Here is a 22,582-nt window from a genome sequence, read left to right as displayed (position 1 = left end):
GACAGAGAAATATCCGGGACGGGATGACCGGACTTTGGATCTTAGAAAAATTTTTTCCAAACCCTTTACCCGTCTCCAGAGTCTATTCATGGATATTCTAGGACCTCGGAGACTCGCTTGAAAAGAACTCCCTCTCTTAAGAAACAAAGTGAACATCGAACCTCCCGAAAGAAAGAAAAGCTCGCGATCGTAGGAACAGGAATCGCGGGAATGGGCTGTGCCCATTTTTTACAGAATCATTTCGACCTTACGATCTATGAAAAAGGGGATTATATCGGCGGGCATACAAATACCGTTTTCGTAAAGGAAGAAGGGAGCTCCATCCCGATCGATACCGGCTTTATCGTATTCAATCACGTTACTTATCCCAATCTAAAGCGCCTCTTCGAGGAATTAGAAGTTCCGACAAAGAAGACGAGCATGTCGTTCAGCGTCCAACATGTGCCGGACGGATTGGAATTCTGCGGATCCGGTTTGGACGGACTATTCGCTCAAAGAAAGAATTTGCTGAACATTCGTTTTCTTCGCCTTCTTTCGAATATCAATCGATTCAATTCAGAGGCTCCTAAGATTTTAGAAGATCCAAAGTATAAGGATTATTCCCTCTCGCGTTATACGCACGAAGCAGGGTATCATCCGGATCTTTTGACCTATTATTTGATACCGATGAGCTCGGCGGTATGGTCCACTCCCATGGATCTGATGTTGGAGTTCCCAGCGACTTCTTTGATTCGGTTCTTTCTGAATCACGGATTTCTAGGCTTGCATACCCAACACCAATGGTATACCGTTCACGGCGGTTCGATAGAATACGTGAAAAGGCTTACAGCACCCATATTAGATCGATTTCGACTCCGATCTCCCGTGGTCTCCGTCGAGCTTGGCTTATCCGGAAAAGCGGAGGTGACTCTTAAAAACGGAAAATCGGAGATATTCGATAAGGTGATCCTTGCCTGTCATGCGGACACGTCCTTATCCCTTCTTAAAAAGCCGACCGTCTTGCAAAAATCACTACTATCTCAATTCTCTTATCAAAAGAATATAGCGACCCTGCATACGGATTCCTCCGTCATGCCGAAGATAAAAAAGACCTGGTCGTCCTGGAATTATAGAATGGACGAGATCGATGGAGAGATCCGTCCTCATACGATTTATTGGATGAACAGTCTACAGGACGTCTCTCGTAAGGGAAATTATTACTTATCGATAGGGGATCCCGGCAAAGTGGATCCCGATAAAATTATCCGAGCGATTCGTTACGAGCACCCTCTCTTTCATGTAGGATCTTTGCAAGCTCAGGAAAGACTCTCGGAACTGAATGAAAAGGGGCCGATTTATTTCTGCGGAAGTTATTTCCGATATGGATTTCATGAGGATGCTCTTTGGTCCGCTAGAAACTTATCCGAAAAATTACTCGGTCGGAGCGTCTGGGATTGAACTCCAAGATTATAGAGGCCAAAGTGATGCACGATCGAAAATCCCCGAAGAGGAATACCTTTCGGTACGGGATCTTTACCTTTCTTTTGGATCTAAACGAAATAGAATCGTTTGGGGAAAGGTTTCGGTTACTTGGAAATAATAAATTTCGGATGTTCTCCTTCCTGGATCGGGATCATATGGATTTCGGAAAATCGGGGATCCGGGAAAATTTTTTAGAGTACCTTAGAACGCAAGGAGTCAAAGAAAAAGTAGAAAAGGTAACGCTAATCACCAACCTCCGTCTTTTCGGTTACGTCTTCAATCCGGTTTCCTTCTATTTTGCGGAAGGGGAAGGAGGAGTGCCGCTTTGTGCAGTCGCAGAGGTTGGAAATACGTTCGGAGAAATGAAACTCTATTTTCTGGGAGGAGATACCTTAACGGAAAAAGGGTTTAGAAAGAAAGAAGCGAAGTTCTTTTACGTTTCTCCCTTTATCGGATTGGATTCCGAATTTGATTTTTATTTGAATCCTCCTTCGGACGGCGGTTTGCATATGCGGATCGATGCCTTGGAAAATGGGCAAACGATCTTGGTGACCACATACACCGGAAAGATGCGGGAGCTGACGGATTGGGGACTCGTTTGGATGTTTATAAAATATCCGTTCGTGACTTGGAAGGTGATCGGGCTCATCCATTGGCAGGCCTTTCGCCTTTATTTAAAGAAACTCCCTTTCCTCAGAAAAACGGACGGGGAGGACCAGCAAAGAGGTGTACATTTTGGAAGGCGATCCTATCGTTAAGGCGAACGTAATCGAAGATTCCACAGGTTCTTGGGTAGGAGCTCTCAAGATCTACGAGCGGATATTCTTCAGCGCATTATCCGAAATGAAACGAGGCTCTCTCCGAATTCTTTTTCCGGATGGGAGTCAGAGGTATTTGGGAGATCCGAATTCCATAGAGTCGTCGGAGTTCCATCACGCGATTATCCAAGTCAAGGACGCCGCCTTCTTTAAGAAACTCGTTCTTTTCGGAGATATAGGTCTGGCGGAATCTTATATGGATGGGGATTGGGATACGGACGATATCCGAGCCATCATCTCTTGGTTTATTTTGAACGTAGAAAAGGCTCCTTCCGTTAGCGGATCCAAGAGAAATTTTCTACATCTCGCTTTTATGAATCTAGGCAATCGATTGCTGCATCTATTTCGTAGGAATTCCGTGAAAGGAAGTAGGAAAAATATCGTAGAGCATTACGACCTGGGGAATGATTTTTATAAGAAGTTCTTAGATCCTACGATGACGTATTCTTGCGCTTATTTTCAATCCGTTTCCCAGAGCTTGGAGGAGGCTCAGGTTGCGAAGATGGAGAATCTCTGCAAAAAACTTAGGCTAAAGCCCACCGATCATGTATTGGAAATCGGAACGGGCTGGGCCGGATTCTCCACATATGCCGTAAGGAAATACGGATGCAAAATCACATCCTATACGATTTCGGAAGAGCAGTATTCTTATGCTCGTGAAAAGATAGAAAGCCTCGGGCTCTCCGATAAAATCGAAGTACGGCTCGAAGACTATCGTAAGGTAGAAGGATCGTATGATAAGATCGTTACCGTCGAAATGCTGGAAGCAGTCGGTCACGAATACTTCGAGGACTTTTTTTCCATGTGCGATCGAGTATTAAAGAAAGACGGGATCATGGTTCATCAAATCATTACCTGTCCGGATTCCAGATACGATTCCTTTCGGAAAGGAATCGATTTTATCCAGAAGCATATTTTCCCGGGTTCTCTGATTCCTTCCATTGCTCGGATCAACCGTGCTATCAATCGCACGAGCGATATGTTCCTATTCGAATTGGAGGATATAGGCCGAAATTACGATCGAACTTTAATGGCTTGGCAAAAGGGATTGGAGGAGAATATTTCCTCGATAAGATCCATGGGTTACGGCGAGTCCTTCATTCGCAAATGGAAATATTACTTTTCATACTGCGCGGCCGCCTTCCATATGAGAAATATCAGCGTGGTGCAAGTAGTGTATACGAGACCCAATAACAGAGAGTTGAATTCTCCGTGACCCAAGAAACCGAATCCAAACCTAACATCTGGGTCCGTAGTCGGGATCGCATTCTGGAAGAACTCAAAACCGGAACCAGCCCGAAAAAGATCGCACTTTCCTTGGCGTTAGGAGCGGCCTTCGGAGTTTTTCCTTTGATCGGAACCACGATGGCGCTTTGCGCTCTTTTAGGGTTTCTGCTTAGATTGAATCCCGTCTCCATACAGATTGCGAATTACGCGGTGTATCCCTTCCAAGTTTTGCTTCTCGTTCCTTTCTTGCAGTTAGGGTCGAATATCACTGGCAAGGACTTGGACTTGCAATGGGCGTATCTCTTGGCCGAAGGAGACACAAGCCTGCTTTGGGACGGACTTTCCCGTTCGGCTATGTATGCGGTTTTGGGATGGACCTGTGTGGTTCCGTTAGTCTCTTTCTTCTCGTATTTTCTTTTTCTATTCTTAGTGAAGAATGCGACCCGCTTGGTTCGCAAATAGTATTTTCGGAGTAAAACTATGTACGAAAAAGCGCTCTCCATGATTCTTACCGCTTGGGTGGTTGTATTCTTTCTCATGAGTCTTCTCTGGCTTATAGGAAAATTCATCCGAAATTACGCGATCGTGGATTTGGGTTGGGGCCTTTGCATCTCCACAGTGGCCATCGTGTATTTCCTACTCGGGGACGCTTTCTCGACTAGAAAAGCGATCTTTGCTTTCATGGCGACAGTCTGGGGTTGGAGATTGTCTTACTTCATATTCACTACACGCGTCCTTTCCGGTCATGAGGATCCCAGATACGCCGCTTTTCGAAAGGATTACGGAAACCAGGTGGACCGAAAATTCTTTACGAACGTATTTCAGTTTCAGGGAATTTTAGGAACCGCGCTCAGTCTTCCTTTTCTTTTCCCTGCATTGAATCCGACCGTTGAGACTCATCCTTTGGAAGTGATAGGACTTGCGGTATTTGCGATCGGAATCTTGGGAGAATCGGCGGCCGATTTCCAATTGGCGGAATTCAAATCGGAAAAATCGAATGAGGGAAAAGTCTGTGATACCGGTCTTTGGAGGTATAGCAGACATCCGAATTATTTCTTCGAATGGGTGATTTGGATCTCCTTCGGTTTGGTCTCTTTGGCGTCTCCTTGGGGTTGGTTAGGACTTTTATCCCCGTTAACCATGTATCTCTTATTGACTAAGATTACCGGAATCCCTCTCAACGAAGCGGGACAGCTTAAATCCAAAGGAAGGCTGTACGAAGAATACAGATCTAAGACCAGCGCATTCTTCCCTTGGTTTCCTAAATCTTATTAATGTGCTAATTTCAATCCAAGGAATCGAATCATGAGCCCGATCTATACCCTGATGGAAAAGGATTTCTTCCCTGATTGGCTGATCCGGATACGAATCCGCCGGCTTCTACGGCTCCGACTCAAACAAGAGAACCGAGGGAGTATAGAAGAATATCAGAAACATATGATGGAATACGTCGATTCTTTGAAAAGATCGCCGATCGCCGTTTCTACGGAAGCTGCAAACGAACAACATTACGAAATGCCTGCCTCCTTCTTCCGTTTGGTCATGGGAAAGTATATGAAATATAGCTCCGGACTTTGGGCCTCTCCTAGAATAGGAATCGACGAATCCGAAAGGGCCATGCTGCAACTTACTTGCGAGAGGGCGAGGCTCGAAAACGGGATGAGCGTATTGGATCTAGGCTGTGGTTGGGGATCCTTGTCCTTATACATTGCGGAGAATTTTCCTAAATGCAAAGTGACCGGGGTCTCCAATTCCAAGAGCCAAAAGACGTTTATAGATTCGGAGGCCAAGAAGAAGGGATTAAAGAATCTCAAAATCCTCACCATGGATATGAACGTATTCAAAACGGATCAAAAATTCGATCGAATCCTCTCCGTGGAAATGCTGGAACATATGAAGAATTACGAGCTTCTATTTTCCAGGATCGCCGCGTATCTGAAGCCCAAGGGGCTTTTCTTCGTACATATATTCGCTCATAAAAAGTATGCCTATCCTTTCGAGGTGGTGGATGATTCGGATTGGATGGCAAAGTATTTTTTTACGGGAGGGCAGATGCCTTCCCACGATCTATTCCTATACTTCCAGAAGGATTTGCTCATCCAAGATCAATGGGCGGTTAATGGAAAGAATTACGCTCTTACCTCGGAGGCCTGGCTTTCCAATATGTACAGGAACAGAAAAAGGATTCTGGAAATCTTCTCCGAAACTTACGGCGAGGAAAGCGCTTTAAAATGGTTCGTATATTGGAAGGTCTTTTTTATGGCCTGCGCGGAACTCTGGAAATTTAATGACGGAGAAGAATGGATCGTATCCCATTATCTTTTTCGCAAAAGATAAAATCGCTCTATAATTTGAGTCCACTATAAAGGAATTGGATCAAATCTCGGGTGGTCTTTCTCGCCTCTCGCAAATCCAAGGAGCGAAACATCACTTGCTTTCCGGATAATAAAACCGCGATCCCGTGAGCCATGGTCCATGCGGAGACAGCGAATTTTTCCGTATTTCCGGAACGTACAACTCCAGCTTCTTGGCAGGTCTTTAGGACCTCTTGGATGATCAGAAAGGAATCGTCTTCCTTGCGAATTAAAGATTCGTACTTGGAGTGGCTTTCTATTTGGTTTCCGTACATGATCCGAAACAGATCCGGATGCTCCAAGGCGAATTCCACATAAGTGACTCCCGCTTCCCGAAATTGCAATAAGGGCTTTTTCCTATACTTTGCCTGGAGTTTTCTCAATCGTTCCGAAAGCATCTTGAATCCTTCTTCGGCGATATCCGCGTACAAGGATTCTATATCGGTATAATGTCTGTAAGGAGCGGACTGACTCACTCCTGCAAGACTGGCCGCTTTTCTGAGACTCAATGCCTTGTAGCCTTCTTCCTTTAGAATTCGAATGGAGGCGTCCAAGAGGGCTTTTTTCAAGTCTCCGTGGTGGTAGGAATTTTTCTCAGTCTGGTTTTTCATGTTGACATCTATCACATTGTGATATGTGATTACATTAATTCAATGTGTTCGCTGTTCACATTGGAGGAAGGTTAGGTCTTGTCAATGAATATTGATGCGATAGGAAACGAGTTCGATATCATTTTTATCGGTTCCGGAATGGGAACCTTGTGTACTGCGAGTCTTCTTGCCCAGTCGGCGGGAAAAAAGGTCCTGGTATTGGAAAAGCATTTCCAACCGGGAGGATTCACCCATGAATTCCAGAGAAAGCAGGGTAAATACCATTGGGATGTGGGAATCCATTACGTGGGAGACATGCAGGAGGAGGGACTTTGTAGGAAAATTTCAGACAAGATCACCCGGAGCAAAGTCCAGTGGAAACGCATGCCTGAACCTTTCGAGAAATTGATTTTCCCTTCCCGTTCTTTCGATATATACGGAGATCCGGAGAAATTCAAGTCGGACCTAAAGGAGATCTATCCGGAGGAATCGGAAGCGATAGATCGTTATTTCAAGGATATCAAAAAGACATCCAATCTATTCGGAAAATCCATCATGATGCGTCTTACTCCTCCTCCCTTGGATTCGGTCACCGGACTCTTGGGTGAGGGCAATATGGTAACTCTCAAGGATTATCTGGACGGAAATTTCAGAAGCGAAGAATTGAAAGGAATCCTCGCCGCGCAATGGGGAGATTACGGATTGCCTCCTTCTAAGGTGGCCTTTGCCATGCACGCGACTCTTGTGCAACATTATCTGCACGGAGGATATTATCCGGTGGGAGGCGCCGGAAAAATTTTCGACGCTATCGAACCGATCCTAGTCGAAAAGGGTGGAGCGGTACTTTCCTCCACCGAAGTAAAGGAGATTCTGATTCGGGACGGTAAAGTCGTCGGAGTCAAGGCCAAGGCTCTTAGGGGGGAAGGTCATGAGAGGGACTTTTTCGCTCCTATAGTGATCTCCTGTGCGGGTGCCTATCCTACCTATATGAAACTGATTCCGGAGTCCTATCCGATTCCTTTCCGGAAATCTTTAAAAGAGTTTTATAATAAGGAAAAGATGACCACGAGCATCTGTCTTTATATCGGTCTTTCGGAAAGCCCCGAAAGATTCGGCTTTAAAGGGGAGAATTATTGGATCTTCTCTTCTCCCGATCACGACGCCAATTTTTCGGGAAGAAACGATTGGATCTCCGCAGACGGAGAGATTCCGAATCTTTATCTTTCTTTTCCGAGCTTAAAGAATCCTGAAGCCAAGTCCCATACGATGGACGTGATTACGTTCACGGATTATGAGAATTTCGAAAAATGGAAATCCGAACCTTGGAAAAAGAGGGGAGACGAATATAAGCTTCTAAAGGAAAGAATCACGAGTCGTATTCTTACCACTCTGGAGAAGCGTTTTCCCGGTCTTACCAAACTAGTGGAGTATACGGAGCTTTCCACTCCGATCACCAACGAACATTTTACCTCTCATCCAGACGGAGCGATTTACGGTCTAGCCTGCGTTCCGGAAAGATACCGCAAGGAAGAATGTCCTTGGTTCAACGTTCGCACTCCGATCGAAGGTCTATATCTCACAGGAGCGGACGCCGCTTCTCCCGGGGTGGCCGGAGCCATGATGGGCGGACTCGCTGCGGCTCTTGCGGTCACGGGTAGCGGGGATCTTTTGAAGGAATTGAGAAACTAAGGAAGGACTTGGATGAGGGAAATCCATTTTTACTTAGTGAGCTTTTTCCTTCTCCCTGTCCTTTTCTGGCAGGGGCACAAGGCTCGTAAAAGGATTCCTAGGCTTCCGGAAGCGTCCGGTCCGGACTTTAAAGAATGGTCCGGCTCGAATCGGATCCGGCTTTTAGCGATAGGAGAATCCACCGTGGCAGGTGTGGGAATTCCCACATATCCGGATTCCTTAACCGGTCAGGTAGCTTCCGTTCTCGGGAAAAAAACCGGCCGAAGGATTTCCTGGAAGGCAATGGGAAAAAGCGGGATCACCGCTCGAGAGGCGGTACAAAAATTCGGCTCCCAATTGCCACCAAGAGCGCCGGACGTTTTGGTGCTGGCATTGGGTGCGAATGACGTAATGAATCTCAGCTCCCGAAGAAGTTGGATCTCCGATCTCGAAGGAATGATCGAAGTCTGTAGGAACTCTTATCCGGAGACGCCTATCTTTATAGCGGGAGTTCCTCCTTTAGGGATTTTTCCCGCCTTGCCTTGGGCTCTCCGTTTCATTTTGGGTTGGAAGGCTGTGCTTCTGGATAAGGCTTCCGGCACCCTAAGTTCCGGATTGCAAAACGTATTTCATATTCCGATGCGTAAGATCCGATCCATTCCTTTGGAGGGATTCTTTTGTTCGGACGGATTCCATCCTTCGATCAAAGGCTGTAGTCTTTGGGGAGAAGAGATCGCCGAGTCCATACATTCCGTCCTTCAGAGGAAGATTTCCGTATAAGAACCCGCCAGGGACGCGAAGTGCTTTAGTCCGGGCTTTGCCCGGATGAGCGAAAGCGAACACGTAGCAGCCCGGTCCTTGAATCCTGAGCCTGCAAAGGATTCAAGGAGGCGGCCCTCAATAATTCAATTTTAGGATTCTGATTTCTTTTTCTTCGAAGCGGAGGGTTTCTTTCAGCTGGTTGAAACGGTCCACGGAAAAAGGAGAGGAAGGGGATCTCAATTCCTTTTTTAATTTTAGAACTTCTTCGTATAGATCCAGCAATTCCAAGGTATTGCCTCTGACTTCCTTGGAATACAACCCTCGGAACATGGGGCCGATTCGGGAAGGGATATCCGAATTCACGATCTCGGCAACGCTTAGGTCCTCGATGTGTCGGAACATCCAATTCTGGAGATAGACTGCGAGTAATCTCTCCATACGAACCACGTCTTCTTTGGTGTTTCTGGGTACGATCCCTTTGTAAAAACGATAGCGTTTGCGTAAGTATTTTCCAGCGGCCACGGAGTCTACCGGTTCCGATTTCATTTTTTCCCATTCTTCCTTGATGATGGGAAAATACTCGGAACCGAAATAAGGTTCTCCCAATTCGCAGACATGGATAGCCCCCGGATCGAAACTACGCATACGGTTTCTGAACCCGTCCCAATCTGCGGAGAGAAGATTGACCTGGCCCTGGGCCTGCAAGGGCTCCATCGCCCGATTGATTTCTCGGATGAAATTTCCTTTGAGCTGGTCCGTGGGATCGGCAAGGACCAGGAAATTAAAGTCGGAGGATTCGTCTCCTTCTCCTCTTTGTCTGGATCCGAAAAATATGAGTTCGAAAGGTTTGAGTGAGGAGACGCTTGAAAGATTTTCCTTGATTCGTTCCATTTGTAACTCGCTCTCGCTCCCGGGGAATAAGGAAGAGATCATTCGAAGAATAAACGCATTCTGGAGAGGTTCTCCAAGATCGCCTTATAAGCTCTGTCCCTATCTTCTGCGTCTCCAAAAGGAAGGGATTTAACGTGGTTGAAATCGTGGTAGGTGATTTCGATCGAATTCGCCCCCGGATTCTTTTTGATCGAGGAGATATAATCCAAGTTGATCACTTCGGTATCTCCCAGTTTCAGCCACATGTATAGTTTTCCTCTGAGACCTCGTCCCCGACGGATACGCTACTTTCCGGATCCAATTCGGTCAAGAAAATACCCTCTAATACGCTTTTATTCCTCTACTTACGAATTCATGAAATTCTTTCCCGAGCGCTGCGGAGCCCAGGCCTTTCTTATTTTCCAATTCCGTTTCGAATACGAATATGAAAGCCTCTTTCTGCCATTCCCAACGAATATAACAGCGTTCGGCCGAGGATTTTTTCGAACATCCGGAGAATACCGTAGCCCTGGAGCTTTCTCCCATGGAAAAATATTGGAATTGCCGGTCGTTTAATTTCGTCTGTTCGGATTCGGAAACCAACTGTCGGAAATCGTTGGAATTGTCCTCGGTGTAGGAAGAAGCTCTAAAGGTCTCGAAACTAGAGGCGGTGTCCGTCACCTTGCATTCGTAGAATAAGCCCCTGGCAAATAGTCTTCCGGAGTTTAATAGTGCGGCGTTCCCTCCCGTATTATAGACCACGTCGTAATTCAATCGGAGAACGGCCGGGTTTTCCGCGATAACCGCAGTCGGTTTCTCTTCCGGGGTCTTGCAGAAGGATAAGAATAGTACGAGGCTTAAAAGGCTAATAGCCGATTTCATAAAGGTCTCCCTTATAGTTTCTGAATACGTAAGACGAAGGCCTGGTTTCTTCCAGATAATTGGAAGGTAGAGGTACTTTTCCTCCTCCTCCCGTCAGATCCACTACATAGAGAGGCACGGAGAGTCCGCTGATCCTGCCCCGGATCCGTTTCATGAGTTCTACTCCTTCTTCCAACGGTACCCGAAAATGAGAGGAGCCGAATACCTCGTCGCAATGGTGTAGATAATACGGTTTGATCCCGATTCTTGTGAGTCCGTAGAATAGTTCCGTGAGAGTCTCCACGGAATCGTTCACCCCTCGTAGTAGTACGTTTTGGTTCAATACATTGGCCGCTCCTTCCTTTACTAAAAGGGCGATCCTTTCCCGGGCGAGTTCGGTCAGCTCCTTGGGGTGATTGAAGTGGGTTACTAGATAGATCGGGAAATGCTTTTTGAGAACGGCAGCTAGTTCGCTTGTGATTCTCATGGGTAACGTGACGGGGTAGCGGCTGTGGATTCGGATTTGATTGATATGGGGAATGGATCTGAGTTCTCCCAACAGATAATCCAGCTTGGAGTCGGAAAGATTCAATGGGTCTCCTCCTGAGAGAATGACTTCCTTGATCTCCGGATGAGTCCGGAAATATTCCAAGGCCTCTTGCCAATCTTCCAAGCCGGGCGTTCCTTCGGAGCGGGAGACTTTTCTCTTCCTGGTGCAGAATCTGCAATAAACAGCGCATACGTGAGATAGGTACCAGAGTGCTCTGTCCGGGTATCTATGAGTGACCCCTTTTACGGGCATATGCGATTCTTCCGCTAGAGGATCTTCTCTGTCCCAGGGCCTTTTAACTAGTTCGTCGGTGCGGGGAATGACCTGCATTCGGATCGGACAGCTAGGATCATCACGATCCACGAGGCTAAGATAATAAGGAGTACTGGAAAAACGAAAGAGCTCGGAGGAACGTTCCAGCGCTTCTCTTTCTTCCTCGCTTGGATGTAAGTAGGAAGAAAGTTCGACTTCGTCCTTGATCCGATTTTGGATCTGCCATTTCCAATCCAACCATTGGGAGTCCGGAACGGAAGGTCTTAGGGTTTGTACTGAATTCGGGTCCAGTGGAATGCGCCTCTGCTTATGGAATCCCAGCCCTACTTGTCCAGTCAACCGAGTATCTGCATAAAAAAAACGGAAACCTGCGTAGAGTTTCCGTTCTAAGAATTTTATTTATATAAACCTCGGGGAAGATGCGCTCATCGGTTTAAGGTTGGAGACTTAGGAGAAGGATGAGCGGGGTTCCCGCTATATATATTACCGTTTGGAATTTTTGCCCGAAACCGCACGGTATCTCCGGGAATAGTCTCCCCTGAGGGCCTTACAGAATTACACCGGTCAGGCCGGAGGGGGGAGAAAAAGATAGCGATGTGCGAGAGTGTGACGGGGAAAATCCCATTCGGAGAGAGAGACTAAGGCCCCAAGACAGGCACCGAGTGGAGAGTGAAACAATGGCTCTGCGCCAAACCCCCAACCCTTATCTTCTTCGGAAGAAGAGAAAAGGGAGGGAAGCGCTTGTGAGTTCCCGTCTCGAAACGTTTGGATCCGGCTTTTTTTTATGATCGTTAAAGCCGGTTTAGAGCTGAAATCCCTAGCTACAATCTCGGAGACCAGGGCCACCGAGATAAAAACAACCAGAGATAATAGCCCGATCCGTTTCATAATCAACTCTTACTTTGACGAAGTAAAAACCGACAAAGCAACCTTTTTTCGGGAAAAAATAGGTTTTTAAGGCTTCTTGGCTTGCGCCTCTACTTCGACGGTACTTAAGGTGGATCTAAGATAACCGCTTTTCAGAACGAGCGCCTGTCCTTCTTCCGAAGTGATATAGGTCACGAATTCATCGATTTTCTTTCCTCTATCCGAAAGATAAAAGAGATAAAGCCCTCTAGACAGCTTGTAGGATCTGTTCGAAACATTATTCACATTAGGTTCCACGAATGGATCTTTTCCCGTCTTGGAATAAAATAGGGATTTGACCTTACCCTTATTTTGGATCTGAGCGCTGCCCATTCCCATGAATCCGATCGCGTTCGGATCTTTTTGAATCTCGTCGGCCATCACGTCGTTATCTGAGACTGTCTTTGCCTCGGTTAGGAACTCCTTCTTCTTATTTTCCTGATAAGCCTTGTCTCCTAGGTCCTTTTGTCTCAGGATATGAGTTTCGAAGTAGGCCGCCGTTCCGCTCTTATCGTTACGAAGTAGAACATGAATGGGGCCGGGCTTGCCTCCTACCTGGGACCAGTCTTTGGCTTCTCCGGAGAATATTTTGGAAACCTGCTCTAACGTGATATTGGTCACCTCGTTTTTAGGATTCACCACCACAGCAATTCCGTCGTATGCAATGAGCACATTCTCGAATTTTCCTTTTCTCTCGAATTGGGTTTGCTCTTCGGGAGTGAGGGGGCGGGAAGAGGCCGCGATATCCGTCTGGCCTTCGAATAGCTTTTCGATACCTTCGAAAGAGCCTCCGCCCAGTACTTCCACTTTTACGTTCGAGTTCTTTTGGGCATAGCCGCTTGCCACAACGTTCAATAGAGTATGCATCGTTTCGGACCCGGTGATTCGTAGGGTCTCTTTTTTGCAATTCGCCATTCCCCAGCTCAGGAATAGGATGATTGATAGGATCAGTCTTTTTTTCATCAACAAAGGGTTCTCCGGAAATCTTTTCCAATCGGGATCCTCTTTTTGGAGGGGGAAAAGTCGAACTGATTTTGGCCTAGAAATATTACAAATAACGGTCCATTACATCGCTTGACACCGCGTCTTCCCACAAAGATATAGAAGGAGCGTAATCTTTATTTTAGGTCGTTTATGAACTTAGGCATTACCGAAGTTAAAAAAGGCATGGTTCTCAAAGTAGAAGGGGAACTATACTCCGTAGTTAGAAGCGAATTCGTGAATCCTGGCAAAGGGTCCGCCTTCATTCGCACGAAATTGAAGAACCTGGTTCGAAACAGCTCCATCGAAAGAACTTTTAAAGCTGCCGAAAAGCTGGAATCCGTGGAATTGGAAAAGAGACAGATGACTATCTGCTATTCCGAAGGGGATGATATCATCTTCATGGATACCAACGACTTCGAGCAGCTTCCCGTATCCAAGGAATACTTGGAAGATATTCTTCCTTTCTTGAAAGAAGAGACTCCTATGGAAGTTTCCTTTTACGAAGGAAAACCCATAGGCGTAACTCCTCCCAATTTTGCGGTTCTTGCAGTCACTTATGCAGAAGAAGGTTTAAAGGGAGACACTTCCGGAACGGCCTTGAAAAGAGTGACCGTGGAAACCGGAGGAGAGATCAACGTTCCCATCTTTATCAAGCAAGGGGATACGATCAAGATAGACTTGAGAGATCTCACTTACGTAGAGCGAGTGAATAAATAATTCCATACTGGACAGAAAACCTTTCCTCGGTTAGGATACAAATGCCGGGGAGGGGGGAGACTACCGCTTGAGGGTGCGGAGTCCGATTTGTCGGGCAGTTTAAAAGGAACACACACCCAAAGGAGAATACAATGGCTACCATCGTCCAAAAACCCGGTCTTCCGGAAATCACAGACAATGCGGAAGTAAAATCTTTCTTAGAAAAGAGAGGAGTCCTCTACGATCATTGGCTCGTACCGGAGGAGTCCAAGTCTCTCACTGACAAGCAAGTGTTAGTGGACGAGGAAAAAGAAACTCTTCTCAAAAATCTGGACTATCGTTTCGAAGTATTGAAGGAAAAGGAAGGATACCAATCCAGAGACCTGATCGTTCTACACCCCGATGTTCCCGGTCTGGGAGAGATGCTCGCCAAGTTCGACAAAGTCCATTATCATACGGACGACGAAGTTCGATATATCGTGGACGGTTCCGGAGTCTTCGGTTTCGCCTTAGGCGGAGAGAAATTCCTGGTCAAAGTCTTTAAGAACGATTTCATTTCCGTTCCTAAAAATACCAACCATTGGTTCACTCTGGACGAAAACAAGAGAATCAAAGCGGTTCGCTACTTCCAAGATATGAGCGGCTGGGTTCCGAATTACGTAGAAGAAACTACAGCTCTAGTCTAAAAAATGTCCCAAAAGAAAATTCTCACCCGCTTGGCGGAGTCGGGAGTTCTGTATCATTCCAAAGGATGGATGCCGGGTACTGCCGGCAATCTATCCGTCAAGGACGAGAAAGATTCTTCCCTATTCTGGGTCAGCGGAAGCGGACTAGATAAAAATAAACTCACTCGCAAGGACTTCCTGCCCGTGGATATCCAAACGGGCAAGGTAAGGGAAGGCTGGAAAGGCAGAGAAGGCCTAAAGCCTTCTGCGGAGACCTCCATCCACAGGGCGGTCTATAAGGCATTCCCCGAGATGGGATGTTCTCTACATGTTCACACTCCCGAATCCAATCTGATTGAAATCGGGGTTTCAAAAGAAAATCCGATCGAGGAACTCCCTCTTATTCCCTTGGAAATTATCAAGGCCTTCGGTATCTGGGATGAGAATCCGAACGTTTCCGTTCCCGTGATCTATAATTATCCGTTAGTCCAAGAGATCTCCGATCACCTTGAAAAATATCTGACCGAGACGAAGCCTAGGGTCCCATTCTGTATTATAGAAAAACACGGGATCACCGTTTGGGGCAAGGACTTGGTCCAAGCCAATCGGCATCTAGAAGCTGCCGATTTCTTGCTAAAAGTCCGGGCTATGTCCAAATAGGGCCATGGAATCCAAGAACATACTGGTAGTCGGAGCAGGTTCCGGAATCGGAAAAGCTTTATTAGGAAAACTGAATGTTATTCCGGGGTATTTCCCGATCGGGATTTCCAGAAGGGGAATCCATTTGGAATCCTCTCCCGAAAAAGGAAGGAATTATTTCTGCGATCTGGGAAATCCTGAGGCTACCTTAAAGTTCTCTTTGGCCCTTCTGGGATATTGGAAGAACATAGACGCGGTATATTTCGCTTCCGGCGACGGACTCTTTCTAAAAATCGAGGACCTGGAATGGGAGGATCTGCAAAGACATCTTACCCTGAATCTAAGCGCTCCTATATTGCTTACCTCTAAGCTCTTGCCTGCCTTAGGTAACGGGTCCTTACTCTGTTATATCTCTTCCACAGCAGGAAAGCAGGGCTTTCCGGAATCTTCTCCCTATTGCGCTTCCAAACACGGGATCGCAGGTTTTGCAAAAGCGATCCGGGAAGAAGTTAAGAATAGGGGCATTCGAGTGAGCGTCGTTTATGCGGGCGCGATCGACACGTCCATCTGGGACGGGAGAGAAGGATTCGATAGGAAAGACATGATCCCTGTTGCGGACGCGGCGGAATTGCTCGCCAATGTATATTCTCAACCCCGGACATTCAATCAGGACGAGATATTATTGCTTCCCCCTAAGGGCGTCCTTTAAGAATTATTTTTCCGCCCAACGATCCCGTATTTTTAGAAGTTCCGGCATTTGGTCCAGGAAAACGGGAACTAGATTCGGATCGAAATGCTTTCCGGATTCCTTTCGGATGAATTCGATCGCGTCGGAAATCTCCCAGGCCTTTTTATAGGGTCTTTCGGTCGTCAAAGCGTCGAATACGTCCGCCAAGGCCACAATTCTCGCCTCTATGGGAATACCTTCACCTTGGAATCCGTTCGGATATCCGGAGCCGTCCCATTTTTCGTGGTGGTTCTGGGCGATACTTTTTGCCACCTGCAAAAGATTGGAGTCGTGGTCTCCTATGATTTCAGCGCCGATATTAGGATGTCTTTTCATGACCTCCCATTCTTCGGGAGTGAGTTTGCCCGGTTTTTGCAGGATATTGTCCGGGATCCCTATCTTACCGATATCGTGCATAGGAGAGGCATGTAGGATCTTTTCCGCGTAATCATTAGAATAACCTAATGCACTTGCCAATGTCTTGGAATAATGGCTCATCCGGATTACGTGTAGGCCTGTTTCGTTGTCCTTGTATTCGGCCGCGAGCCCTAATCTTTGTATGATTTGCAATCTGGTCTCTACGAGTTCCTCGTTTCTAACCAGGGAAAGATGGGTTTTCACTCTCGCCTTTACGATCGCCGGACTTACAGGTTTCGTGATATAGTCGACGGCTCCCGAGGCGAAACCGTCCGCTTCGTCCTCTTCTTCCGCCATGGCGGTCACGAATATTACCGGAATCCTGGAAGTAGTCGGCTCTTGGATCAATCTCTTACAGGTCTCGTGGCCCGTAAGTCCGGGCATCATGACGTCCAAGAGAATTAGATTCGGTTTTTCCGAAATTGCGAGTTCTATCGCCTTAAAACCGTCCTTCGCAAATAGAAGTTTATAGTCGTCCTGTAAAATCTGTTTGAGGACTTGAAGATTGGCGGCCTCATCGTCCACGACTAGAATCTTAGGTTTAAAATCGGTAAAATTTTCCATGGAATCTCCCGTATTCTAAAACAATCCGAGCTCGACGGATATTCCCTTGAGAATATTCCGCGCTTCTTCGAACTCGAATTGTTCGATCTTGATCCGTAAGGAGTCGTACAGCGCTTTTTGGACTTTAGAATGAATCAATCCCATAAGCTCCTCCAAGTATTCGCTTTCGAAAGAACCTCTTCTTAAAGAATCGGAGAGTAGTTCCGCAAGTCGGGAAGCGCGAGCCGGATCCCAAACTTCCTCCGGTCCGAAAGAAGGGACCGTCGTCGGCTTCTCCTTATTTATTACATTCGAATACCCTAATACTCTCGCGATTTCGGAGATCATTTCGCTTACGTCCACCGGTTTAGCGATGAATCCGTCCATCCCTGCTTCTTCCACTGCGGCCCTATCGTCGGGGAGGACGCTTGCGGTCAGGGCTATAATAGGAGTCCTGCGGCTTTCTTCCTGAGTTTCGTGCATGCGAATAACTTGAGTCGCTTGTCTACCGTCCAGACCCGGCATATGGACATCCATAAGAATCAGGTCGAAGGATTCCGAAGTGGCCACCTGCACCGCTTCTTCTCCGCTATGAACCACGATTATCGTATGTCCCTGGTTTCGAAGTAAAAGACGGACTAATTCGGTATTCTTTTCCATGTCGTCCACGACCAGGATTTTTAAAGCGGGTAGAATGAAATCGCTTCCCGATACCCTTTCCTGTCCTGAGCTGCCGCCTTCGTGCAGAGGCAGTAACACATGGAAGGTGCTTCCTTCTCCGAGCACACTCTCCGCCCAAATTTTGCCCCCCATGAGTTCCGTGAGTTGTTTGCATATAGTGGTCCCGAGTCCCGTTCCGCCGAAACGTCTGGAAGTGGAGACGTCCGCTTGCGTAAAAGGTTCGAAAATCTTTTCCAATCGATCGGAATGGATTCCTATCCCGGTGTCCTTCACATAAAAGTGCAGATTCTCTCCCTGTCTTTCCACTCCTAGGGTGACCTTACCGCTATCCGTGAATTTTACGGCGTTCCCTATCAGGTTGGTAAGAATCTGGCGGATGCGGAGAGAATCACCGATATAGAATTCGGGGACGGAAGGATCCCGCATTACTTCGAATTGAAGATTCTTCTTTCTCGCGCCTATACCCAAACTGGATTTAAGTTCTCCGAGCAATTTGAAAAGGGAAAAACCTATCGCTTCCAACTCGACCGCACCCTTCTCTAGTTTCGCCGTATTCAGGATGTCATTCAAAAGTCGTAATAAAGATTTCGCGGAATTTTTGACGGTTTCAAGATGGCTTCTGTGTTCCCTTTTTAGATTTTCGGAAAGTAGAACTTCGGTGAATCCTAAAATCGCGTTCATGGGAGTCCGGATTTCGTGGCTCATGTTGGCGAGAAAGGCGGTCTTTGTGATCGCGGCCAGTTCCGCTTTTTCTTTTTCCTGCCTAAGAGCCTCCTCCATATTCCTTCTTTCCGTGATGTCCAGAATCACTCCGTCTAAAAATAGAACTTCTCCGTTTCCGCCGAAGAGACCGCTCCCGTTTTCCCAAAGCCACCGGATCTCCCCATTTTTTCGTATAATCCGATATTCTAATGTAAAAGGTTTTTTGAGAAGAATAGCCTCGTCGACTTCGGCCTCGACTCTTGCCAAGTCTGCCGGATGAATGATATTCTTAAAAGAAAGCTCGGAATCCGGGCGGGCAAAATCCGCGACGGAATAACCGGTAACGCTTTCCGAGGCGTCGCTCATAAAGAGCATCTTCCAATCCTTATTGGGGAGACATCGATAGGTGATTCCGGGGATATTCTCTATGAGGGATCTCACCTGCTGTTCGCTTTGCTTCAAAGCGGTCTCTATCATTTTTCTTTCGCTGATATCGGTGACAAATCCTACGAATAGGCTTCCTTCCGGAAGTTTCGCATGTCCTATCGCCAACCGAAGAGGGAAGTCGGAGCCGTCTTTGCGGATACCTACGACTTCGCGGCTCTTTCCGACTATTTTCGCGAGCCCGGCGCTCAATTCGTTTTTATTCTTTTTTTCCAGGCCCGTATAATAGGGATCGGGAATCAGGTCCCTGATATTCTTTCCGATCACTTCGGAAATCTCGTAGCCGAAGATCAACTCCGCGGAGCGGTTGAAGTCTTGGATGACTCCTTGGGCGTCGATCGTGATGATTCCGTCTACGGCGGTAGTGATGATGGTTCGTAATCTGGATTCGCTGGTCCTGAGATTCTGCACGAGAACCCTGTATCTCAGAAACCAATTCACCGCGAAGGTGAATGCCGAAAAGGCGATCGTAATAAAGGTGACGGATAACGCAAGAAAAGTCGGATCCGAAGCTTCCGTGTTTAAAATAGTCCGGGAGTCCCCTATGAAACGAGCGGCGAACATGCCGGTATAATGCATACCGGAGATCGCGGTTCCCATCGTGCAAGCGGCGATTATGGAAGGCCATTGGGACCCTAATCTCAGTCCTTCCAAACCGAAACGGACCCAAAGGGAAACTATGGCTAGAATGACGGCTACTATAATGGAAAGCGCGAAGAACCAAGGATCGTAACGTAGGAAGGCGGTCATTTCCATGGCGGCCATGCCAGTATAATGCATGGCGCCGATTCCCGAACCGACGCAAACTCCACCTAATATAAGTTCGGCGGCAGAAATCTTAGGACGACGGACCAAGGATAAGGCAATGGTCGATGCAAATAGGCTGGGAACCATAGAGAGAATGGTCAGACTCTTATCGTATTCTACGGTTGTGCAGAGCTGGAAGGAAAGCATACCGATGAAATGCATGGACCAGACTCCGCAGCCGAGGGCAAGGCTTGCCGCCGACAGTACCAGATATTTAGTGATAGGAGGTGCGGATTCCGGAATATTCTTAACTACGATCTGAAGCGCGATATAGGAAGCGAATATGGCTATGAGAATGGATAGCGCGACCAGCCATGGATTGTAAGTGGCCGGTAGAATCTCGGCGGAAACGTTTTGGACGAAAAATGATCGAAGAAAATCAAACACTAGCGATCAAACCTCGAATGGTAATCCTACGTAGAATATTGTGTTTCCCGGAGAAGATTCGAACCAAATTCTCCCCTTGTGTTTTTCGACGATTCGCTTAGCAATATCAAGACCTAAACCGGAGCCTTCTCCCAAAGCCTTCGTAGTGAAGAATGCTTCAAAGACTTTATCTTGCACTTCGGCAGGGATTCCGGGGCCGTTGTCTCGCAAGGATACGATCACTTCCTTTCCTTTTAAGGCCGCATTGATTTGGAGAGTTCCTTTATACGACATCGCTTGGACCGAGTTCATAATGATATTGGTCCAAAGATGCATTAGATCGTCCGGGAAACCGAGGAACTCCGGAATATTCTCCAGACTTGTGGATACTTCCACTCCGTGTTTGAAAAGATTTTGGTAAAGTGTAAGAACCGTTTCCACGTTTTCCTTCAGGGAGAAAAGACGTTTCTTATGGGAGGATTCGAAATGGGCAAAACTCCTAAGCGCGTATACGATCTTTGCGGATCTCTCCACGGCGGTCTTAATCGTATCCACACATTGTTCCGGCCCCAAAAGATTCAGGAAGAACGGTAACAATTCCCTAGTTTCCGGGCGTAGAAGAATGGGTAGGAACTCTTTCCATCCGGAAGCTATTCCGTAATCCAAAAATAGCTCGGCAGTATCTTCCGGAAATATCACGCCTAGGGATTTCATTTCCTCCTTCAGGGAGGATAGAAGCTTTCTTCTCTCCAAGCCGATGATGATTTCCTTGGAGGAGATTCCTTTTTCCACAAATTTTCCGAAAAGATTCCAATCTTGGTCGCTTAAAGTGGAAAGTAATTTAAGATTAGAGCGAAGATCGGTCCTTACTTTGCCTAGATAGGAGCGGATATTATATCCTGCCGCCTGTATGGCGCCGATCGGATTATTGATTTCATGTGCGATCCCCGCGGCCAATTGTCCCAGATCGGCAAGTTTGGAGGCCTGGATCAATTTGGACTGGGTCTCTGTCAGGTTCTTGAGAGCGACTTCCAGTTCTTTCTTCTGAACCTCTATGATGGAATTCTTAATCAGAATTTCTTCATTTACTCGTTTCAGAGTGTCGATTCTGACTTCCGCTTCTTCGAGTCCCGTGGTGTCAGCCCCCGTGGAGATTACGTATTGCAGATTTCCGGATTTGTCCCGGACCTCTTTGTGTTCCCAAACGGTGTATCTGGATTTGCCGTCTTTTCTTCGGATGAGAACGCTCGTGCGATTCGGAAATCTCTTACTCGAAAAACGATTTTGGAAGACGCGAACGACTCTGTCCCTATCTTTCGGAAAAAGTACCATCTCCCAGAACAATTTTCCCTCGAGTTCCATAAGTTCGTAGCCCGTGAGTTGGAGGCAGGCTTTATTCAAAATGATTAATTTGCCTTCTCCGTCCAGGACTAGAAATAGGATGCTCGTGGAATCCAGAATAGTCTGTAATACGTCCCTTCTTTCCGAGAGCTTGCGCTCCGAAACGGCTCTTTCGGTAATGTCTCTGAGTACCACGATTCTGTATCGGGATCCTTCTTCTCCCAGGTAGCGAACGGAAATGTCGTAATAACGATTCGCGTGTTTCCACTCGTATCCCGATTTCCCGATAGAGGCGCAATCCTCCAGAATGAGTCCTAGGTCGGGAAGAAATTCGCCGATATTCTTATCGCCTCTCAATCTTGCCGTTCCTAGAAGATTCAAACCGGAAACGTTGCAATCGAGTAGGAACCCCTGGGGATTCAGAACGAAGACGGCATCTTCTATCCATTCGAAAACTTGGTTCCTTGCCAAGGGGATCAGATCCAAGATGCGAAAGTAGAATAGTCCGTACATCCATATTAATAGCGCGAAGCTCGCGGCCAAAGGAAATACGTCTAACTTAGGATGGATGAACGGAACGAATCCGAATGCGGTCATGATCTGTCCGCCGAAAGGGATGGAGACCCCTATGAGAAATACGAGGCAGCGAATTCTATGAAAAGCTCTCTGGCTCCATATTCCATATAAAAGAATCAGAATACATGCGAAGAACGTACCGATGAAGTTCACTACGAATACGTTCATCCAAGGACCGTATTCGTAGATCAAAGCTCTCCAAGGAGCGGAGTCGTCGAATCGTATCGAAGGTCGGATCCATTCTTCCGGACCGAACCACACGATGGATTCCGTAAGAATAGGGACGATCGACACTAAAGCGATACTGATCGGGTGGATCAGACGATTGAGATTTGCGACTCTAAAGCAAAGAAAGGGGAGAGATGCGATTAGAATATCGGGGCCTAAGAACTGGAAATCGTCCCAAAATAGGATGGTCTTTGGGTTTAGGCTTACGATTTCCCAGAAATACCCGAAATTGTATAGGACCATTCCTAAAGAAACGAGTAGGAACTCGGGCGCTCCTGAGGTTCTTCTATTCCGAATTGCTAATCTAAGAGTGCTGAGGGAGAGAAGAAAGCTGAATAGAGGAAGGATCGCATAAGGAGTCCATCGAAACCATGCGAGAGATTGGACTTCCGTTCCCATCGATACATGATTCGAAATCCTCCGAGC

The 22,582-nt window shown here is 46.9% G+C and carries 22 protein-coding genes; 12 read left to right on the top strand and 10 right to left on the bottom strand.

The features are described 5' to 3' along the window. The first annotated feature begins 117 nt into the window (after nt 1–117). Genes LEP1GSC061_RS10735 through LEP1GSC061_RS10710 form a run of 6 tightly spaced genes read left to right on the top strand, consistent with a single transcriptional unit; the run spans nt 118 to nt 5,843 of the window. Nucleotides 118–1,437, top strand: coding sequence for an NAD(P)/FAD-dependent oxidoreductase (locus LEP1GSC061_RS10735; protein ID WP_016545621.1), 1,320 nt, complete (start codon nt 118–120; stop codon nt 1,435–1,437). Beyond that, a complete protein-coding gene (locus tag LEP1GSC061_RS10730; RefSeq protein WP_040508542.1) occupies nt 1,428–2,219 on the top strand; it encodes a DUF1365 domain-containing protein in 792 nt (263 codons plus the stop codon). Before LEP1GSC061_RS10735 ends, LEP1GSC061_RS10730 begins: the two co-directional genes overlap by 10 nt. Next, nucleotides 2,197–3,495: an SAM-dependent methyltransferase gene (locus LEP1GSC061_RS10725; RefSeq protein ID WP_016545452.1), complete on the top strand. Its 1,299-nt coding sequence runs from the start codon at nt 2,197–2,199 to the stop codon at nt 3,493–3,495. The genes LEP1GSC061_RS10730 and LEP1GSC061_RS10725 overlap by 23 nt, the downstream gene beginning before the upstream one ends. After that, nucleotides 3,492–3,968: a DUF2062 domain-containing protein gene (locus tag LEP1GSC061_RS10720; RefSeq protein ID WP_016545584.1), complete on the top strand. Its 477-nt coding sequence runs from the start codon at nt 3,492–3,494 to the stop codon at nt 3,966–3,968. Before LEP1GSC061_RS10725 ends, LEP1GSC061_RS10720 begins: the two co-directional genes overlap by 4 nt. Nucleotides 3,969–3,986: 18 nt before the next feature. Beyond that, the gene (locus LEP1GSC061_RS10715) at nt 3,987–4,781 is read left to right on the top strand and encodes a DUF1295 domain-containing protein (RefSeq protein WP_016545506.1); all 795 of its coding nucleotides are present in this window, start codon (nt 3,987–3,989) and stop codon (nt 4,779–4,781) included. 30 nt (nt 4,782–4,811) lie between these two features. After that, the gene (locus LEP1GSC061_RS10710) at nt 4,812–5,843 is read left to right on the top strand and encodes an SAM-dependent methyltransferase (RefSeq protein ID WP_016545499.1); all 1,032 of its coding nucleotides are present in this window, start codon (nt 4,812–4,814) and stop codon (nt 5,841–5,843) included. A gap of 7 nt (nt 5,844–5,850) precedes the next feature. Here the strand turns inward: LEP1GSC061_RS10710 and LEP1GSC061_RS10705 are convergent, their stop codons facing one another. Continuing rightward, nucleotides 5,851–6,471, bottom strand: coding sequence for a TetR/AcrR family transcriptional regulator (locus tag LEP1GSC061_RS10705; protein ID WP_016545744.1), 621 nt, complete (start codon nt 6,469–6,471; stop codon nt 5,851–5,853). Between the two features lie 84 nt (nt 6,472–6,555). On the opposite strand from LEP1GSC061_RS10705, the gene LEP1GSC061_RS10700 reads away from it, so the two are divergent. Further along, on the top strand, nt 6,556–8,139 hold the full coding sequence (locus LEP1GSC061_RS10700; protein WP_016545607.1) for a phytoene desaturase family protein: 1,584 nt from the start codon (nt 6,556–6,558) through the stop codon (nt 8,137–8,139). A 12-nt stretch (nt 8,140–8,151) separates the two neighbouring features. Beyond that, the gene (locus LEP1GSC061_RS10695; RefSeq protein ID WP_016545530.1) at nt 8,152–8,898 is read left to right on the top strand and encodes an SGNH/GDSL hydrolase family protein; all 747 of its coding nucleotides are present in this window, start codon (nt 8,152–8,154) and stop codon (nt 8,896–8,898) included. Nucleotides 8,899–9,015: 117 nt separating this feature from the next. On the opposite strand, the gene LEP1GSC061_RS10690 is transcribed toward LEP1GSC061_RS10695, so the two are convergent. The 6 genes from LEP1GSC061_RS10690 to LEP1GSC061_RS10670 form a co-directional block, all read right to left on the bottom strand. Beyond that, the gene (locus LEP1GSC061_RS10690; protein ID WP_016545683.1) at nt 9,016–9,771 is read right to left on the bottom strand and encodes a hypothetical protein; all 756 of its coding nucleotides are present in this window, start codon (nt 9,769–9,771) and stop codon (nt 9,016–9,018) included. A 38-nt stretch (nt 9,772–9,809) separates the two neighbouring features. After that, nucleotides 9,810–10,016 carry a hypothetical protein gene (locus LEP1GSC061_RS10685; protein WP_016545731.1) on the bottom strand — a complete coding sequence of 69 codons (207 nt, stop codon included), beginning with the start codon at nt 10,014–10,016 and terminating at the stop codon, nt 9,810–9,812. Nucleotides 10,017–10,092: 76 nt separating this feature from the next. Then, nucleotides 10,093–10,632: a hypothetical protein gene (locus LEP1GSC061_RS10680; protein ID WP_016545444.1), complete on the bottom strand. Its 540-nt coding sequence runs from the start codon at nt 10,630–10,632 to the stop codon at nt 10,093–10,095. Continuing rightward, nucleotides 10,616–11,725 carry a KamA family radical SAM protein gene (locus LEP1GSC061_RS10675; RefSeq protein ID WP_040508604.1) on the bottom strand — a complete coding sequence of 370 codons (1,110 nt, stop codon included), beginning with the start codon at nt 11,723–11,725 and terminating at the stop codon, nt 10,616–10,618. Before LEP1GSC061_RS10675 ends, LEP1GSC061_RS10680 begins: the two co-directional genes overlap by 17 nt. A gap of 273 nt (nt 11,726–11,998) precedes the next feature. Further along, a complete protein-coding gene (locus LEP1GSC061_RS21155) occupies nt 11,999–12,322 on the bottom strand; it encodes a hypothetical protein (RefSeq protein WP_016545500.1) in 324 nt (107 codons plus the stop codon). A gap of 66 nt (nt 12,323–12,388) precedes the next feature. After that, nucleotides 12,389–13,303 carry a phosphate ABC transporter substrate-binding protein gene (locus LEP1GSC061_RS10670; RefSeq protein WP_040508540.1) on the bottom strand — a complete coding sequence of 305 codons (915 nt, stop codon included), beginning with the start codon at nt 13,301–13,303 and terminating at the stop codon, nt 12,389–12,391. A 171-nt stretch (nt 13,304–13,474) separates the two neighbouring features. Between LEP1GSC061_RS10670 and efp the strand changes: the two genes are divergently transcribed. From efp to LEP1GSC061_RS10650, 4 genes are all read left to right on the top strand, one after another. Then, nucleotides 13,475–14,041, top strand: a complete 567-nt coding sequence (gene efp / locus LEP1GSC061_RS10665) for an elongation factor P (protein WP_016545511.1) — start codon at nt 13,475–13,477, stop codon at nt 14,039–14,041. Nucleotides 14,042–14,172: 131 nt separating this feature from the next. Further along, complete coding sequence (locus LEP1GSC061_RS10660; protein ID WP_016545746.1) at nt 14,173–14,706, top strand: 1,2-dihydroxy-3-keto-5-methylthiopentene dioxygenase; 534 nt, start codon at nt 14,173–14,175, stop codon at nt 14,704–14,706. Between the two features lie 3 nt (nt 14,707–14,709). Further along, nucleotides 14,710–15,345 (top strand): methylthioribulose 1-phosphate dehydratase, encoded by a 636-nt coding sequence (gene mtnB, locus LEP1GSC061_RS10655; protein ID WP_016545684.1) that lies wholly within the window; start codon nt 14,710–14,712, stop codon nt 15,343–15,345. A 4-nt stretch (nt 15,346–15,349) separates the two neighbouring features. Beyond that, nucleotides 15,350–16,033: an SDR family NAD(P)-dependent oxidoreductase gene (locus LEP1GSC061_RS10650; RefSeq protein ID WP_016545548.1), complete on the top strand. Its 684-nt coding sequence runs from the start codon at nt 15,350–15,352 to the stop codon at nt 16,031–16,033. A 3-nt stretch (nt 16,034–16,036) separates the two neighbouring features. On the opposite strand, the gene LEP1GSC061_RS10645 is transcribed toward LEP1GSC061_RS10650, so the two are convergent. The 3 genes from LEP1GSC061_RS10645 to LEP1GSC061_RS10635 are packed head-to-tail and all read right to left on the bottom strand — an operon-like array spanning nt 16,037 to nt 22,555. Continuing rightward, complete coding sequence (locus LEP1GSC061_RS10645; RefSeq protein ID WP_016545453.1) at nt 16,037–17,032, bottom strand: response regulator; 996 nt, start codon at nt 17,030–17,032, stop codon at nt 16,037–16,039. Between the two features lie 15 nt (nt 17,033–17,047). Next, the gene (locus LEP1GSC061_RS10640) at nt 17,048–20,032 is read right to left on the bottom strand and encodes an MHYT domain-containing protein (RefSeq protein WP_016545678.1); all 2,985 of its coding nucleotides are present in this window, start codon (nt 20,030–20,032) and stop codon (nt 17,048–17,050) included. Nucleotides 20,033–20,038: 6 nt separating this feature from the next. Then, on the bottom strand, nt 20,039–22,555 hold the full coding sequence (locus LEP1GSC061_RS10635; protein ID WP_016545612.1) for a histidine kinase N-terminal 7TM domain-containing protein: 2,517 nt from the start codon (nt 22,553–22,555) through the stop codon (nt 20,039–20,041). Nucleotides 22,556–22,582: the final 27 nt, after the last annotated feature.

The organism is Leptospira wolffii serovar Khorat str. Khorat-H2 (assembly GCF_000306115.2).
Lineage (GTDB): Bacteria > Spirochaetota > Leptospiria > Leptospirales > Leptospiraceae > Leptospira_B > Leptospira_B wolffii.
The sequence above is the reverse complement of the archived record's forward strand: the minus strand, read 5'-3'. Positions and strand labels throughout refer to the sequence as shown.

Bases quoted from the DNA above. Each gene is read 5' to 3' on its own strand.
- LEP1GSC061_RS10715 (WP_016545506.1), top strand. From the start codon at position 3,987: ATGTACGAAAAAGCGCTCTCCATGATTCTTACCGCTTGGGTGGTTGTA.
- LEP1GSC061_RS10710 (WP_016545499.1), top strand. From the start codon at position 4,812: ATGAGCCCGATCTATACCCTGATGGAAAAGGATTTCTTCCCTGATTGG.
- LEP1GSC061_RS10705 (WP_016545744.1), bottom strand. From the start codon at position 6,471: ATGAAAAACCAGACTGAGAAAAATTCCTACCACCACGGAGACTTGAAA.
- LEP1GSC061_RS10700 (WP_016545607.1), top strand. From the start codon at position 6,556: ATGAATATTGATGCGATAGGAAACGAGTTCGATATCATTTTTATCGGT.
- LEP1GSC061_RS10695 (WP_016545530.1), top strand. From the start codon at position 8,152: ATGAGGGAAATCCATTTTTACTTAGTGAGCTTTTTCCTTCTCCCTGTC.
- LEP1GSC061_RS10690 (WP_016545683.1), bottom strand. From the start codon at position 9,771: ATGGAACGAATCAAGGAAAATCTTTCAAGCGTCTCCTCACTCAAACCT.
- LEP1GSC061_RS10685 (WP_016545731.1), bottom strand. From the start codon at position 10,016: ATGTGGCTGAAACTGGGAGATACCGAAGTGATCAACTTGGATTATATC.
- LEP1GSC061_RS10680 (WP_016545444.1), bottom strand. From the start codon at position 10,632: ATGAAATCGGCTATTAGCCTTTTAAGCCTCGTACTATTCTTATCCTTC.
- LEP1GSC061_RS21155 (WP_016545500.1), bottom strand. From the start codon at position 12,322: ATGAAACGGATCGGGCTATTATCTCTGGTTGTTTTTATCTCGGTGGCC.
- LEP1GSC061_RS10670 (WP_040508540.1), bottom strand. From the start codon at position 13,303: ATGAAAAAAAGACTGATCCTATCAATCATCCTATTCCTGAGCTGGGGA.
- efp (WP_016545511.1), top strand. From the start codon at position 13,475: ATGAACTTAGGCATTACCGAAGTTAAAAAAGGCATGGTTCTCAAAGTA.
- LEP1GSC061_RS10660 (WP_016545746.1), top strand. From the start codon at position 14,173: ATGGCTACCATCGTCCAAAAACCCGGTCTTCCGGAAATCACAGACAAT.
- mtnB (WP_016545684.1), top strand. From the start codon at position 14,710: ATGTCCCAAAAGAAAATTCTCACCCGCTTGGCGGAGTCGGGAGTTCTG.
- LEP1GSC061_RS10650 (WP_016545548.1), top strand. From the start codon at position 15,350: ATGGAATCCAAGAACATACTGGTAGTCGGAGCAGGTTCCGGAATCGGA.
- LEP1GSC061_RS10645 (WP_016545453.1), bottom strand. From the start codon at position 17,032: ATGGAAAATTTTACCGATTTTAAACCTAAGATTCTAGTCGTGGACGAT.
- LEP1GSC061_RS10635 (WP_016545612.1), bottom strand. From the start codon at position 22,555: ATGGGAACGGAAGTCCAATCTCTCGCATGGTTTCGATGGACTCCTTAT.